Below are 13,839 nucleotides of genomic sequence, written 5' to 3'. Positions count from 1 at the left end.
CCCGCCGAGCGGCGGCCGCGTGCCGTCGTCCGCCCCGAGGAGTTGTGCCCATGGCCGCGAGCAAAGACCGGGTCCGCTGGAAAGCAGTGCCGGAGCCGGTTCGCCACGCGATCGAGAACCTGCTCGGCGGGCATGTCGTCGACGCCCGCAACTGCGCCGGCGGCTTCTCCCCGGGCCTGGCCTCGCGCCTGCACCTGGACGACGGCCGGCGCTTCTTCGTCAGGGCCATCAACGCCGACCAATGGCCCTCCGAGGTCGCCGCCTATCGCGACGAAGCAGGCATAGCCGCCTCCCTGCCGGCGGACACCCCGGCGCCCCGGCTCATCGGGACCATCGACGACGGCCACTGGATCGCACTCGCCTTCGAGCACATCGACGGCGCCGAACCCGCGCACCCCTGGACCGCGGCCGACCTGAGGCGAGTGCTGGCCCAGCTCGCGCGACTGTCGGAAACGCTCACTCCGTCCCCCATGGCCCTGCCGCACGAGCATCCTCGCCTGGGTGGATGGGCCGAAGTCGCCGCAGACCCCACCCTGTCGGTACGGCTGCCGGAGCTGTCGCCCTGGGCGGCCGACAACCTCCCCCTACTCGTCGGCGCCGAACGAACGGGGCTGCGAATCGCGAGCGGCGAATCCCTCGTTCACTTCGACCTGTTCCCGCACAACATCCTGCTCACCGAGGACCAGGTCTGGTTCGTCGACTGGCCGCACGCCCGGTTGGGCTCACCGATCGTCGACCTGGTCATCCTGCTGTCCAGCGTCGCAGCGGACGGCATCGATCCCGACCCCTTCCTGCGTGAGCACCCGTCGTCCGCCGGACTCGACCCCCACGCCGTCAACGGCGTCATCGCCGCCCACGCCGGCGCGTTCCTCGGAAGCTCCCTCCATCCCGCACCTCAGGGACTGGAGCCCATCTTCCGGACGAAACGCGCAATCGGCCTGGCCACGCTGGCCTGGCTCAGAAAGCGGTGCAACCTCGGTTGAACGCGGGCTGTTCTAACCGATGTCGACCACCCGCGCCCACGAGGGCGGCATGTCCGGCACGTACGCGGCATCGTTCTCGTACGACCGCTTGGGACGGGAGAACAGCCCCACCACCATGCGGGACGCCGGCCGTTCCTTCGGCCACGGGGTCTGCCCGTCGGTCAGGACCACGATGACGTCCGGTCGCGGGCTCGCCAGCAGCGCCTTGGCGATGCCCGCACGCAGGTCCGTGCCGCCCCCGCCCACCAGCGTCAGCCCCTCGGCCCGGCACAGCGGTTGCGCGACCCCGGCCGCCGCGTCGCAGGACAGGACGCTGACCAGGTCGCGCCGGCCGCCCACGGCGCGGACGATCGCGGCGACCTCCAGCAACGCACTCCCGAGTTCGGCGTCGCTGACCGATCCGGAGGTGTCGATGACCACGCTGATCCGCGGCGGCCTGCGCCGCAGGCTCGGCAGGATGGCGCCGGGCAGGGCGGCCGAGCGCCGTGGCGGCCTGCCGTAGGTGTAGTCCTCGCCCACGCCGGGCCCCGACACCGCCGAGCGGATGGCCGTACCGAGCAACTCCTGCCACGGCTGCGGCGGGTGGAAGGCCTCCTCCGCCCACCGCCGCCACCCCTTCGGCACGTCCCCCGGATAGGCGTTGATGCCCTGCGCCACCCGGAACCGGACCGCCTCCCGCTCGTGGTCGCTGAGCCCGTACGCGCCCTCCGGCCCGAGATCCCACTCCCGGTCGAGTCCGTCGGCGCCGCTGCCGCAGTCCAGCCAGACCAGTGACTGGGTGTACGGCCCGAGCCGGAACCGGCGGAGATAGTCCTCCATGAGCTCGCCTCCGCGCAGCCGCAGCATCTGCGGTTGGACGGCGCCCTCCGGCCAGGCCAGCCCGTCGCCGTACACGTCGTCGTTGATCTCGAAGTCGGCGGCGATGTTCATCCGCAGCCGCTCTCCCGGCCCTGTCAGCTCCCGCTGCCGGGCCACCCGGTCGCTGCGGCCGTGATGGTCGCGCAGCAGGTGGGAGACCTCGTGCACCCACACGCTCGCCAGCTCCTCCACGGAGGTCTGCGCGACGAACGCCGGCGAGACGTAACACCGCCAGTGCCGATCCACGGCCATCGTCGGCACGGATCGCGACTCCACCGGCTGCAGCGCGAACAGCGCCGTCGCCAGATAGGGCCGGGCCCGCGCGGCGTACAACCGGGCAGTGAACAGCTTCTCCGTGTCCATCAGCCCGCCACCCGCGCCGCGACCTCGTCCGCCTTCCTGCCCAAGGAGACCACCCCGGCAAGCCTCTCTATCGAGGCCGGGACCTCCCAGTCCGCGCGGCGCAGCGCGGCGAGCGTGGAGGCGGGGACGACCACCAGGTCAGGGGCGCCGGTCTCCAGCGCTCGTACGAGCAGCGCCCATGCCGCGTCCCACCGGCCCTTCTCCGGACGGTTCCGCACAGCCGCGACCACACCGTCGAGCACGGCCTGGCGCAGGTCGCCCCGCCGGGGCAGCTCGGCCGTCGCCGGGTCGGCCAGCAGCGCCTCGGGGTCGGGGAGGTCCATCCGGTCCATGGCGGCGAGCAGCTCCAGCCCGGGCCCGTCTCCCACCGTGCCCCTGACCAGCATGGACAGCACCTCCTTGGACGTGTCGGCGGCGGTGGCGAAGGCGGTCAGGCTCAACGCCATCTCCCAGCTGCGAGGGGAGGGCCAGGGACCGCCTCGGTGCGCCTCGTTGTTCGGCAGCCGGTGTACGAGATCGGGGCGGGCGGTGAGGAGCCCGCACACCGCACGCCGGGCGAACGCCACCGCCTCGGACAGCCGCTCCGGGCGGAGCCACGGCAGGCTCGCGCGCGGCCAGGTCCCGCCGAGGCCGCGTACGACGACCTCGTGGTCGTGCCGCCATTGCAGGTGGACGAACCGGTTCGCGAGCGGCGGGCTCAGCTCCCAGCCGTCGGCGGCGGAGGAACGCGGGTTGGCGGCCGCCACGATCCGGACGCCTGCCGGGAGCCGCAGGGCCCCGACCCGCCGTTCCAGAACCAGGCGGAGCAGGGCGGCCTGTACGGCGGGCGGCGCCGTGGACAGCTCGTCGAGGAAGAGCAGCCCCCGGCCCGCGCGAGCCAGACGTACGGCCCAGTCCGGCGGCGCCATCGGGACGCCCTGCACGGCGGGGTCGTCACCGATCACCGGCAGGCCGGAGAAGTCGGACGGCTCGTGCACGCTGGCGACCACGGTCGTGAGCGGCAGATCGAGCGCCTCGGCGAGTTGCTGCAGCGCCGCGGTCTTGCCGATCCCCGGCTCCCCCCACAGCAGGACGGGCAGGTCGGCCGCCACGGCCAGGGTCAGGGCCTCCAACTGCGCGTCGGTACGTGGCTCCGTGGTGGTGTCGCGGAGCAGGGACAGCAGGTCGTCGGCGACTTCGAGGCGCGAGGCATGAACAGACGTAAGCATGATGAATCACCTTGGAGGTCTAGGAAACCGTGGAGTTCTTGGGACCTTGGAGGTCTTGGAAACCTTGGGAGGTCCGGGAAAGCGTCAGGGGTATGTGGCGTGGCGCGGGCGTGCCCGGCCCTTGCGGGGGCTGCGGTCCGGCTGCTTGGCCGGTCCCGGCCCGAGCCCGGCACGGAACAGCCCGTGGTCGATCTGTCGCCGCGCCGCCTCCTCCAGTACGTCGCGCAGCGCGCCCTCAGGCAACCGCGTACCAGCTCCGAGGAGACGGTCGACAGTGGCCTGGGCACCGGCGTCGTCGCCGTGTTCCAGCTGTGTGCGGACGTCGAGAAGGCAGTCCGGGGAACGGTGGGCTGTCTCGATCGCCTGCAGACAGGGCAACGGGGTGCCGGTCAACGCGGCCAGCAGTTCTTCGCGCCGGATCTCGGTCGCGTCGTGATCCAGGGCGACCAGCACGCCGTCGACCAGCCCGATTCTGTGCCGGGCGCCGCGGCACTCGACCGTTCGCGTCCCGTTCTCGCTCTGGTGGCCGTACGGCTCGGCGGTCGGCGACCCGCTGGGTACGAGCGCCGCCGCGACGAGCGGGTGCAGCCTGTCGGCCTCGATCAGCCCGGCCCGCAGCAACGCCAGGTCGGGCAGGACCCAGGTCGCCGCATCAGGAAGGATCAGCGGCGGCGCAGGCCCTTGGCCGCCTTGTCTGCCCTGGTCACGGACCCCGGATGCGTCCACATCGAGGGTCACCTGACGCCGCCCGCCGACCCGGACGGCGACCGTACCCTCGTCCTGCCCCTCGGCGCGGAGCAGCAACCGAGCCTCGGCCGGCCACCGATCGACGGCCCAGCCTCGTGCGTGCGGCGCCGTTTCCGAACGTGCACGCAGCTCACCGGCCCTGCGCGCGTCCCACAGGTGGCGATGCAGGTCGAGCCGGAAGCGTCGATTCGGATGCGGGTGCGGGTACGGTCCGGAGCGCGAACCGTCCCAGAGCGCCAGGCTGATCCGCTGACCGGCATCCGCCCAGGCCGGCGGGGTCCTGGCCACGAGGTGAACCGTGCCGTCCCCCTCGCCGTACCGGGCCAGCGACAAGGTCAGACCCGGACGTAGCAGGCCGTTCGGGGCGATCCTCGGCATGTGCCAGCGCAGCAGGTCAGGCGCCAGATGACGGAGATCGGTACGGAGGCGGGCGGCCAGTTCCCGGCCGTGAAGGCGCGCTGTCTGGCGCAGGTTGAGATCGACGTCCACGTGTGCCGCCGCACACGCTGCCGCCCAGTCTCCCGTGGCACGGAGGACGGTCGCTGACTCGATCATGGGGGCCGGCACGGCGAACTCGCGCACGCGCAGCCAGAGGGAAAGGCGGGAATCCTCGTTCGAGGTCGAGTGCGTCATCAGCACTCACCTTGCGTGAACGGGGCCCCCAATCTGATGTAGGAGGTATTCATCGTGATCAGCGTAGCGTCTTCCGGCCCGAGCGAGAAGAGCATCACAGGCCGGGCGCCGGCGGACGCGCCTTCGGTCAGAGTCGGAACATGGACAGGGCAGCGCTGCACAGAGTCTGCTCAGCGTCGAACTCCTCGAACGTGCCGATGGGCCGGAAGCCAAGGCGGGCGGCAAGTTTCAGGGATCGCTCGTTAGCGGTCTGGGTCACGAGCACGACCGGCTGGTCGGCAAGTTCGTCAGCCGCGGCGCGCAACGCGGCCGTCGCGGCCTCGAAGGCCAACCCCGCGCCCCATTCACGGCGCCGCAGGACGTAGCCCAGTTCCAGCTCCTCGCCATCCTCGGTGACATGCCCGGGGCGATCGATCGACCGGCGGGCGAGCATCAACGTTCCGATGACTCGGTTCGTCGCGTTGTCCGCGACAACGTAATTGCCCGGCCTGGTCGTCGCGTCGCCGGTCAGCACCGCATCGAGCTGCTGCTCGACTTCATCCCGAGGCCGGGGACCACCGAGGTACGCCCGAACCTCGGGATCGGTCGAGAGCTCGATGAGTCCTTCGCGGTCGGCATCGTGCAACGCTCTGCGAAGCAGGAGCCGTTCTGAGGGGATTTCGGCGGCGGAGAGCGTGGGCAATGGGCTCATGAGCCCATGATCGTAGAACAAGGGACCTTGCCTGCGCCCGTGGCGTCGACGCGCATCGGCACGCCTCATGTGCTCTCGTGCGTGGGGCGCTTTGTAACGGAACGCAGAAAAACTGTCCTAGCTTTATGGCGGCTCGAGAGGCGTCCGTACGGCAACACCCGCGCTGCCAGGCAGCCGGACGAGTCGGCGTTGCTGTCCGGCTGCGGCTCACTCCCTGGTGCTGCCACGCCCTTCGACCGGTCCCGCCGCCGCGCCCTGTCCGGGGAACACCGCCGACGAAGCAGATCAACCCGGCAACGCATGCCGACGTCGTAGCGAGGCGCGGGGCGACGTCACCGAAGTGCGGACGTGCGGATCAGGTGGCCCGGAAGGCGTCGGCGTTGCGTGCGCACCAGGCGGCGAAGGTGCGGGGCTTGCGCTGGAGCAGCCGTTCCACGGTGTCGGTACGGAATCCGGCAGTGTCGGCGCGCATGAGGTGGAACCCCTCGATGATGGCCTCAGCCAGCGCCGGAGGTGCCCCGTTGGGGAATCGGGAGGCGACAGCCTGTTCGGCGGTGGTCACTTCCCGGATCGCGATGTCCCGGCCGGCCGCCGCGGCCAGGATCTCGACCTGTTCGGTGACGGTGAACAGTTCCTCGCCGGTGAGGACGTATTCCCGGCCTTGGTGGCCGTCACCGGTCAGGGCCAGGGCGGCGACGGCGGCGATGTCGGCGGGGTCGATCGGTGCGTACCGGCCGGGACCGACCGGATCGAGGACATAGCCCGCCTCGCGGATGGTGGGCAGCCAGTCGAAGGCGTTGGTCATGAAGCCGCCGGGCCGCAGGAAGGTGGCCGGGATGCCGGAGGCCCGGATGGCCTGCTCGCGCTCGTGGTGCCAGCGGCCCATGGCGGGCATGGGGTCGCCGAGTACGTTGAACGAGGACAGGTGCACGATGTGGTGCACCCCGGCGGACCGGGCGGCGGCGACGGCGTGCCTGGTGTGGTCGAGGCCGATGCCGGGGGTGAGCAGAAACAGGCGGTCGACTCCGGCGAAGGCGGGCGGCAGCGTTGCCGGGTCGCTCAGGTCCGCCACGACCCGTTCCGCGCGCTCGGGCAACGCGGCCGCGCGGGCTGGGTCGCGGACCATGATGCGGAACGGCACGCCGAGCTCGTCCAGTTCGCGGACGAGCTCGCGGCCGATGTTCCCGGTGGCACCGGTGATGAGTATCATGAGATTCCCCAGTTCGTATACCGGTTAACGATCGAGCAGAACGTTAACCGGTACACGATCTGCTGTCAATCGCACCGTGACATCACCGGAAGGCTCGACGTGCCCGAGTTCCTGGACCTGCACAGCAAGGCGTCGAAGGCGCTGCGGGCGGCGGCCGAGACGGCCGTGCGGCGCCACGGGCTGCACCTAGGGCAAGATCACCTGCTCGCGGTGCTGTGGCGGCAGGACGGCCGCACCCCGGGCGAGGTCGCCGCCGCGCTGAACGTCACGACCCCCAACGTGGTCAAGGCAGCCACCCGGATGGCCGCGGCGGGCCTGCTCACCCGGCGCCGCGACGACCGGGACAACCGGCTGGTCCGGCTGTGGCTCACGGACGCCGGACGCGCCCTGCAAGCACCCATCGAGAAGGAACGGCGGCTGCTCGAAGAGCAGGTCACCGCCGACCTCACCGAGGTCGAACGCGAACATCTCCTCAGCGCACTGACGAAGATCCACCGCTCGGCGACCGCTCTGCTGGCCGCCCCCGTCGATCAACGCGACTCGCCCGGCACCTGACGTGGCGCTGCCGCGAAGCGACTGAGGGCTACACCATTCACCGCGGTTAACACGCTCGGCCCCCCGCGCCGGCGCCACCTCAGGGCCGAAAAGCCTGGCCAGGGTGAACGGGCCGGGGCGACCCTCGCCCTTGGCCAGGCGCTGGGCCACCTCGCTCACGGCGTGCCGACCGTGAACGTCATGCCTTGGCCGGTGAGTAGCCGGCCTTCACGCACGCGACCGGACGGCCATTCGGCTCAGGCGCGGCCCCAGGACGATCGCCGCGTGGCCACGGGGACCTCGGGGGCCGCAGGGGCCGAACCGGCCATCGTCCGCCGTGCCACCCCGCACGGCTCCGGCCCAGGTGGGCATCACCGGTTGATCGAGCAGACGATCGCCCTGTTGCACTGGCTCCGCCGCCTGCGCATACGCTGCGAGATTCGCGACGACATCCACGAAGCCTTCATGGACCTCGCCACCGCCACCATCATCTGCTGGCGAGGCCTCACCCACTGACCGTTTTCGGAGCAGTCGGTCCCGCGCAGCCTCGCAGCCTTACAGCATCACAGCCGGGACCTCAGTACGTCGACCTCACAGCCCGGCGCGAACGGGTCGAAGCCGTGCTCGACCAGCCAGCGAACATTCAGCAGGCTTCGCAACGACCACCACGCGCGGATCACGTCGAGGTCTACGTCGGTGCCGTAGCCGGCGACGACGTCGCCGAGGTGCTCCTCGTGTCCGAGCGTCACGGTGGCGAGGTCGTACAGGGCATCACCTTGGCCCGCCTCGGACCAGTCGATGATGCCCGTGATCCCGTCTCCATCGACGAACACGTGATCAACCTGTAGGTCGCCGTGCGTGAAGACCGGTGTCCACGGCCGGAGCGCGGCCTCGGCGACCTGCCGGTTACGGGTGACCAGGTCAGCGGGCAGGACGCCGTTCGTCACGAGCCACTCGCACTGGCCATCGAGCTCCGCCGCCAACTCGTCGAGGCCCCGGCTGGCCTGGCCGAGCCTGGGCGGCAACGGCGCGTCGTGCAACCTCCGGATGGCGGCGCCCGCCGCGGCCCACGCTGCCGGGGACGCGGTCGACGGCTCGCCGAGGCGGCCGAGCGCCGTCCCCCTGACCGCGGCGATCGCGAGCACCGGCGGCTTGCGCCACAGGACCTTCGGGGTCGGGACCGGCGCCAGGGCCATCGCCTCGACCTCGACGTCGATGCGTGCCTGATCGGCGTCCACCTTCAGGAACACGTCGCCGACGCGCAGGGTCGCCCGCTCGGAATGGGCGACGACCATTTTGACCTCATCCATGGGCGACCAGTATCCCGAGGATGATTGTCGACGTCACCGGGTTTATCTTGTGCGATTGTGCGGCTGACGGCGTCCCGCTACCAGGCGGCCTCGTGCGCGACACCGACCGCCGACCAGGTCAAGTCCACCACTTCTGTCAGGAGCCCTTAGGGAAGGATGGCGGTCATGTGCCGCGATGTTGCTGTCAGCACAGCTGCCCCACTGAAAGGGAAGCCGATCGAAATTCCGCCGACGTGCCTTCGATTGCCAAAACACCGAAGCCGCACGGCCACCCTGCACCGACTCTCCAGAACATCAAGCAGCCAATCCTGAAACACCCTTGTACCACCCTCAATGGCCGTGCAGATTTCGTCGAGATTCAGTGCACGCCGCGATCACGGCACCACGTGCTGCCATGATCTCGATGCGTCTCACCGATGGGATACGCGATGCCTGTTCGCTCGCTCGTACTACTGGCCGCCTCACTCTGCACGGGTGGCCTCGCAGCTTTGGTGTACTTCCATGACTCCGACCTGGTGCTCTTGCGAGAACACCTGAATCATCCATTCGCGCTCGGTGTGCTGGCCTGCCTCCTGACAGCGTCGGCCGCCATCGGACTGCGGTGGAAGCGGCTACGGATCCTGGTCTCCGTCCTCGCCGTGCTGGGGTCGTGTGCCGCGCTTTTCGTGGGATCGGTCGCTCTTATGTTCACCTCGACCGAAGAGGTCGGCTTCGTCGACGGACCGGACCCGTACAGGATCCGGCTGCAGCGGTCACCGGCGGGTCTCGGGCCGGACAGCGTGATGTGGCTCAGCGTCCGCAGGGACGGCGGGCTGCTCAGCAGAGAGTGGGATCTCGGCTGCTTCAACGACGACGTCCCCGACGACGCCTACGAGTCGGTCAGGTGGACGGGGCCGAGTTCGGTGGAGATCGAGGTGGCCGACGGGCGGACGTTCTCCATGATCTTGGACCCCACCTCTGGCCGGCCCCAGACCACCGCCGCCCTCAATTGTTGAGAAGCACCGCACGATAGACACGGCTGGAGCCGGGCCGTCGGCCGATCGGGGAAGGGACGCGATCACGTCAGCCGCGGGTGGAGGGTTCCGCGTTGCGGAAGCCCGTCATGGCTGTCCACAAGCGTGCTCGAGCAGCTCATACAAGGAAACCCTAATCGTGAAGCCTGTGGCGTTACGAGGGAAGCCAGGAGGGCCACCACGGTAGGACGCAATCGCCTGGAGTACCTTCGGCGGCCACGTCGTACAGAGTCATCGCCATAGGCCCGGCGATGGAGCCCGCAACGGTAAGAACCAGCAGAATGAGCCCTGGCCATATGCGGCCGGCCAGCCAGGGCAGCCGGGTCAGCAGATGGAAGGACAGCGCGAGAAGCGCTGACAGCACCGAGACGACTGGAAAGATCGCGATCCGGCTCAGAGCCCAGATGGTGCCGGCGAAATTCTCTCCGGAGCTCAGGTCACCCAGGCAGTAGAGTTGCGCGCGAGCCACCAGGCGGATATCAAGAAAGGTCCCGAACGTTTCGCATGCTATTGCGATGATCGCGGATAACCCGCATCCGAACGTCCAGTAGACCTCGCGCGCCTGCGGGGTTCGCCGCTCTATCACGGCGTCATCAGATCAGACGTTTATGCGAGCGATGCGCAGTATGTGTGAGGACATGGTGCAGAATGGTCGGCCTGCTCCTAACAGCCGGGTAGCCGACCGGTCCGAGATCATCGTCACAGGTGGTTAATCAGAGCTCGATGATAAGATCATCGAGTGAAATCGGCTTTCTTGCGACGCGGCGGTGATGCGCCCGTTTCCCCGCGAAAAACGGTTACGGGAAGCTCGGCGGCCACGCCCATCCTCGACTGGAAGCATCCTCGGGTGCTGGGATTCACGGCCGAGATACGGGACGTCGGTGCGGGGGCGGAGCGAGCATTCCTGATCACGGCCCACCGGTTCATCGCAGCCCGCGTGCGGCCGGTGTACGCCCTGAACGAAACGCAACCCGCCTCTACGACTCTTGGTCTGGAACGTGGCTCGTGCAGCCAGCGACTGGCACTGCTGGAGGCCGTGGCACGCGGCTACGGGATCGCCACTCGGGTGAGGGGATTACTGGTCGACGGCCGTTTCTGGCATCCGCGGTTCCCACGGCTGCGTGCGCTGATTCCCCGGCAGGTGGTGCTCGCCTGGCCGGAATTCCTCCTTGGGGATCAGTGGGTGCCCGTTTCCGAGCTTTATGGCGACCTTGGCACGCTGCAGGTGGGAGGCCGATTCACCAACACAGGCGGCGAAACACTTTTCGACGCGATCGCGCGCACCGCCGTGGACTGGGATGGCAGCACCTGCTCCTCATGTGACCTGTCAGGTCATGTTCTAACCGATCTCGGCTATTTCGATTCGCGTGACGACCTCTTCGGCAAGCACGGGCAAACCCTGTGCCTGCCGATACGTATTCCAGCGGATCTTATGATGAGCCGTTGAAAGGCGTGAGATACGTCCGTACGGCATTTTCGCCCCTCCGATGAGCGACGGTCTTCATCGCCAAGGCGGCCCGGTGTGCCCGTCTATCGTGGTCCGGGCTGGCCGTTCGGCAGCGGTATTAGCAAGATCACCTGCTGGGATGCTCGTCAGAGCGAGGAAGGCGAACATGAGGCAGTACTCGTCTACTACTCGCGCCGAACTCCGCGAAGTTTCGCCGTCCTTGCGTAAGGCTCAGCTCGTAGTTCGGGCCGCCGCGAACGTCATCAGCATCGTGATCGTCTTGTCCATCGTCCTCCCAGAAGCAGACCGGACAGATCTCGTATCCGCCTCGTGTCGCAAGGGTGAGGAAACCGCAGCAAGGACACGGATGCGGTTCGTCACCCTCGGGTCGATGAGCGTTTACGAATTTCATCTGGCCACCGTAATGTCAAACTGGCCGGATAGCACCGACGAGACCGGGCAGCGGCTGGTGCATCTCAGCACCGGGCGATGCTCGGCCATCGCCGGGCTCAGGAGCAACCATGGACACTGCCGGGGACGTCGCCTCCCTCACCCACGCGACAGACCCGGCGGCCTGGGAAGGCGCTGCAATCTCTCACGACCTGGTCCGCATCGCCCTGCGCGGCGCGGGACCCCCTTGCATAACGAAGGCCTCAAGAGACGCGGTCTCTGCGATCGACGTCGGGCCGAACCCTGGCGAGCAGGCAACGTGCCTTGTGCGCGGCGCGCCCGCTGATTCGCTCGATGAGGCGCGGGTGCCCACGTTGCGAACATGCCCGTCGCGTGATGGCAGGGATCGGGCAGGCGGACATTTCAGGGTGCCAGTGGTGGCGGTCAGATCTCTGCTGTGGCGTTCGTGGGCCGAAGCCGGTGACCTGTCGGGGTGAGCGTCCATGGTCATCCCGGGGCATTGTCAGCATCTGCGTTAGCATCGTCCTGTCTCTGATGCATCCGGTAGGCGTCCACGGGGGCGCGCAGGATGTTCATGTCCACCCTGCCGACGTCTTGGTGCAGCGCCTGGGCGATGTTCTCGATCGTCCGGGCGTTCGGGATCTGCTGTAGAGCTTCCCGCGCCTGCTGGCCGATTTGCGACTTCGGGAACCAGTCGGCTGGCAGGTCCGCGATGGCAGCCTCGCCGCCGGAGCGGTACGCCTTGGCGATGGCCTCACGGATAACCCGGGCTCGGGTCGCTTGGAGGCTGGCCAGGATGAGCCGGGCGGAGGCTTGCAGCTTGCGGATGGCGTCGAGCTTGCCTTCCTCGAACGGTGAGGGCAGGGCAGGCTCGGCGCGCAGGCGCTGGGCCACGGCGACGACGAGCGCGGACTCGACCTCGCGGTACAGGTCGGCCACCGTGCCGGCGATGCGGTCGAGGAGGTCCTGATCAACTGCCACGAGGACCTCCCGACCTCACGTCTGGTCGCAGGTCACGCACCTGACGGCGGATCGGCCGGCTCGATACACCTGGTCGCCGGCCAGCACGTACACGTCGGCGACAGCGAGCGACGTGGTCAGGCAGTGCTCACACCATTCCAGTTCGATGGTGCCGTACGTGACGTAGACGGCCATGACCTACTCCTCCGGAGGGCCGTCTTGCCCTTCGGACGGCTCGGGGTCTTGGCCGGTCATCTCCGGGGGGAGAGCGAACGGGTCCTCCACCGCCTGCGAGGCCTCCTTGATCCGGTCGACCTCTTCCTGCACCTCCGGGTCGTCCCAGTCGGGATGCAGCAGCTTGACCTTGATCCAGGTGGAGACCGCTTCGGCCTGGTTGAGCAGGTTGAGCGTCTCGGCGAGGGCCTTCGGGTCGGTGGCCACGCCGTCGGGCCATTCGAGCGTCGGCCGGTCGGGCGTCACGCCTGAGCCGAACACCACGGCGTCGATGGCGAGCAGTGCGACGAGGGCATCGCTGACACCGCGCCGGTTGTACCCGATCTTCTTCGCCCTGGTGGTGTAGGAGCGTTCCTGCCGCGCGATGACCTCGGTGGCGGTGGCGGCGACGTCGCCCTCTCCGCCGAACGTCTGAACCGAGTAGCCGGCGCCGCGTACGGCCTGTTCCAGCCAGTCGGCGGCGGTCGCCTTGTGTTCCTCGTGTCGGATCAGGAACTGCTGGGGGTGGATGTCGAGGCCGCCCTCTTCGGACATCGACTCGATGCCCTCGTAGAGCTCCTGCTCCAGGTCGAAGCCGGCGCCCTGGCCGCGCCCCATGTTCTGCAGGTACGCGTTCGGGACGATCAGGCGAGCCTTGGCCAGCCGGATGTCGCGGCGCCACGAGGAGTACACCTCGTCGAGGCCGTCGAGCATCGGCTCTACGCCCTGGATGTCGGATCGGCCGAGGTACGCCGCGGCGGGGATGTTCCGCCAGATGCGGTTCGGCTTGATGTTCGGAGTGTAGCTGGCGGTCAGGTACGGGATCCGCGTCTCGACCGCACCCTCGGCGTCGACGGCCTCGGCGAGGTGAGCTGTGGCCTCGTGCTCGGTGAGCGGGACCATGGTGCCGAGGTTGTCGCAGTCACCCTCGTACAGGCCATGCAGGATGGAGCCGACCTCGTGGCGTTCGAGGTGGCGAACCACCTTCTGCCCGTCGTCCTCGACGACGCGCCAGAACGTCACCGCGACGAGCTGCCCCCAACGGAATTCGGGGATGGCGCTGTCGGCGTGGACAGCGGCGAGCCACGGCCCGTCCGTCGGGACGGATCTTCTTGTCCCAGCAGACGCGCAGGAACACGCCGGAGAGCCCTGCGGCGAGCTCGGCGGACTCGAGCAGCGTCGAGTGGAGTCCTGAGTCCTCGATCAGGGTCTCAAGGCGTGCCTGCGTCGTCTTGTCCTCGGCCGTGATGGAGATCAT

16 protein-coding genes are annotated in these 13,839 nt (G+C 68.8%); 5 read left to right on the top strand and 11 right to left on the bottom strand.

The annotated features are described in order from the left end of the window. The first annotated feature begins 50 nt into the window (after positions 1 to 50). The gene (locus tag FH608_RS05610; protein WP_139629134.1) at positions 51 to 983 is read left to right on the top strand and encodes a phosphotransferase; all 933 of its coding nucleotides are present in this window, start codon (positions 51 to 53) and stop codon (positions 981 to 983) included. A 12-nt stretch (positions 984 to 995) separates the two neighbouring features. On the opposite strand, the gene FH608_RS05605 is transcribed toward FH608_RS05610, so the two are convergent. The 5 genes from FH608_RS05605 to FH608_RS05585 all read right to left on the bottom strand — a co-directional run bounded on the left by FH608_RS05605 (position 996) and on the right by FH608_RS05585 (position 6,693). After that, positions 996 to 2,204, bottom strand: coding sequence for a vWA domain-containing protein (locus tag FH608_RS05605; protein ID WP_139629132.1), 1,209 nt, complete (start codon positions 2,202 to 2,204; stop codon positions 996 to 998). Next, positions 2,204 to 3,412, bottom strand: a complete 1,209-nt coding sequence (locus tag FH608_RS53740; protein ID WP_139629130.1) for an AAA family ATPase — start codon at positions 3,410 to 3,412, stop codon at positions 2,204 to 2,206. The genes FH608_RS05605 and FH608_RS53740 overlap by 1 nt, the downstream gene beginning before the upstream one ends. 84 nt (positions 3,413 to 3,496) lie before the next feature. Beyond that, complete coding sequence (locus FH608_RS05595) at positions 3,497 to 4,792, bottom strand: hypothetical protein (RefSeq protein ID WP_139629128.1); 1,296 nt, start codon at positions 4,790 to 4,792, stop codon at positions 3,497 to 3,499. A gap of 127 nt (positions 4,793 to 4,919) precedes the next feature. Further along, a complete protein-coding gene (locus FH608_RS05590; protein WP_139629126.1) occupies positions 4,920 to 5,483 on the bottom strand; it encodes a GNAT family N-acetyltransferase in 564 nt (187 codons plus the stop codon). 355 nt (positions 5,484 to 5,838) lie between these two features. Beyond that, positions 5,839 to 6,693 (bottom strand): NAD(P)H-binding protein, encoded by an 855-nt coding sequence (locus tag FH608_RS05585; protein WP_139629124.1) that lies wholly within the window; start codon positions 6,691 to 6,693, stop codon positions 5,839 to 5,841. 99 nt (positions 6,694 to 6,792) lie between these two features. On the opposite strand from FH608_RS05585, the gene FH608_RS05580 reads away from it, so the two are divergent. Both FH608_RS05580 and FH608_RS05570 read left to right on the top strand, forming a co-directional pair. Next, positions 6,793 to 7,248: a MarR family winged helix-turn-helix transcriptional regulator gene (locus FH608_RS05580; protein ID WP_139629122.1), complete on the top strand. Its 456-nt coding sequence runs from the start codon at positions 6,793 to 6,795 to the stop codon at positions 7,246 to 7,248. A 264-nt stretch (positions 7,249 to 7,512) separates the two neighbouring features. Continuing rightward, positions 7,513 to 7,743, top strand: a complete 231-nt coding sequence (locus FH608_RS05570; protein WP_139629120.1) for a hypothetical protein — start codon at positions 7,513 to 7,515, stop codon at positions 7,741 to 7,743. Between the two features lie 47 nt (positions 7,744 to 7,790). Here FH608_RS05570 and FH608_RS05565 read toward each other — a convergent pair whose 3' ends face one another. Further along, the gene (locus FH608_RS05565; RefSeq protein WP_139629118.1) at positions 7,791 to 8,537 is read right to left on the bottom strand and encodes a phosphotransferase family protein; all 747 of its coding nucleotides are present in this window, start codon (positions 8,535 to 8,537) and stop codon (positions 7,791 to 7,793) included. A 416-nt stretch (positions 8,538 to 8,953) separates the two neighbouring features. On the opposite strand from FH608_RS05565, the gene FH608_RS05555 reads away from it, so the two are divergent. Further along, the gene (locus FH608_RS05555; RefSeq protein WP_139629114.1) at positions 8,954 to 9,532 is read left to right on the top strand and encodes a hypothetical protein; all 579 of its coding nucleotides are present in this window, start codon (positions 8,954 to 8,956) and stop codon (positions 9,530 to 9,532) included. A 172-nt stretch (positions 9,533 to 9,704) separates the two neighbouring features. On the opposite strand, the gene FH608_RS05550 is transcribed toward FH608_RS05555, so the two are convergent. Continuing rightward, positions 9,705 to 10,136, bottom strand: a complete 432-nt coding sequence (locus FH608_RS05550) for a hypothetical protein (RefSeq protein WP_139629112.1) — start codon at positions 10,134 to 10,136, stop codon at positions 9,705 to 9,707. A 153-nt stretch (positions 10,137 to 10,289) separates the two neighbouring features. On the opposite strand from FH608_RS05550, the gene FH608_RS05545 reads away from it, so the two are divergent. Further along, positions 10,290 to 10,997, top strand: a complete 708-nt coding sequence (locus FH608_RS05545) for a transglutaminase domain-containing protein (protein ID WP_226899027.1) — start codon at positions 10,290 to 10,292, stop codon at positions 10,995 to 10,997. A gap of 127 nt (positions 10,998 to 11,124) precedes the next feature. Here the strand turns inward: FH608_RS05545 and FH608_RS54295 are convergent, their stop codons facing one another. The 4 genes from FH608_RS54295 to FH608_RS05530 all read right to left on the bottom strand — a co-directional run bounded on the left by FH608_RS54295 (position 11,125) and on the right by FH608_RS05530 (position 13,604). After that, positions 11,125 to 11,409, bottom strand: a complete 285-nt coding sequence (locus tag FH608_RS54295; protein ID WP_139629110.1) for a CPCC family cysteine-rich protein — start codon at positions 11,407 to 11,409, stop codon at positions 11,125 to 11,127. A gap of 485 nt (positions 11,410 to 11,894) precedes the next feature. After that, positions 11,895 to 12,389: a hypothetical protein gene (locus tag FH608_RS05535; RefSeq protein ID WP_139629108.1), complete on the bottom strand. Its 495-nt coding sequence runs from the start codon at positions 12,387 to 12,389 to the stop codon at positions 11,895 to 11,897. A 15-nt stretch (positions 12,390 to 12,404) separates the two neighbouring features. Beyond that, a complete protein-coding gene (locus tag FH608_RS51265; RefSeq protein ID WP_193318253.1) occupies positions 12,405 to 12,563 on the bottom strand; it encodes a hypothetical protein in 159 nt (52 codons plus the stop codon). A gap of 3 nt (positions 12,564 to 12,566) precedes the next feature. After that, positions 12,567 to 13,604, bottom strand: a complete 1,038-nt coding sequence (locus tag FH608_RS05530; protein ID WP_139629106.1) for a hypothetical protein — start codon at positions 13,602 to 13,604, stop codon at positions 12,567 to 12,569. Positions 13,605 to 13,839 lie beyond the last annotated feature (235 nt).

Source organism: Nonomuraea phyllanthi, assembly GCF_006334985.2.
GTDB classification, from domain to species: domain Bacteria; phylum Actinomycetota; class Actinomycetes; order Streptosporangiales; family Streptosporangiaceae; genus Nonomuraea; species Nonomuraea phyllanthi.
Note: the sequence above shows the minus strand (reverse complement) of the source record. Positions and strands in the feature narration are given on the sequence as shown.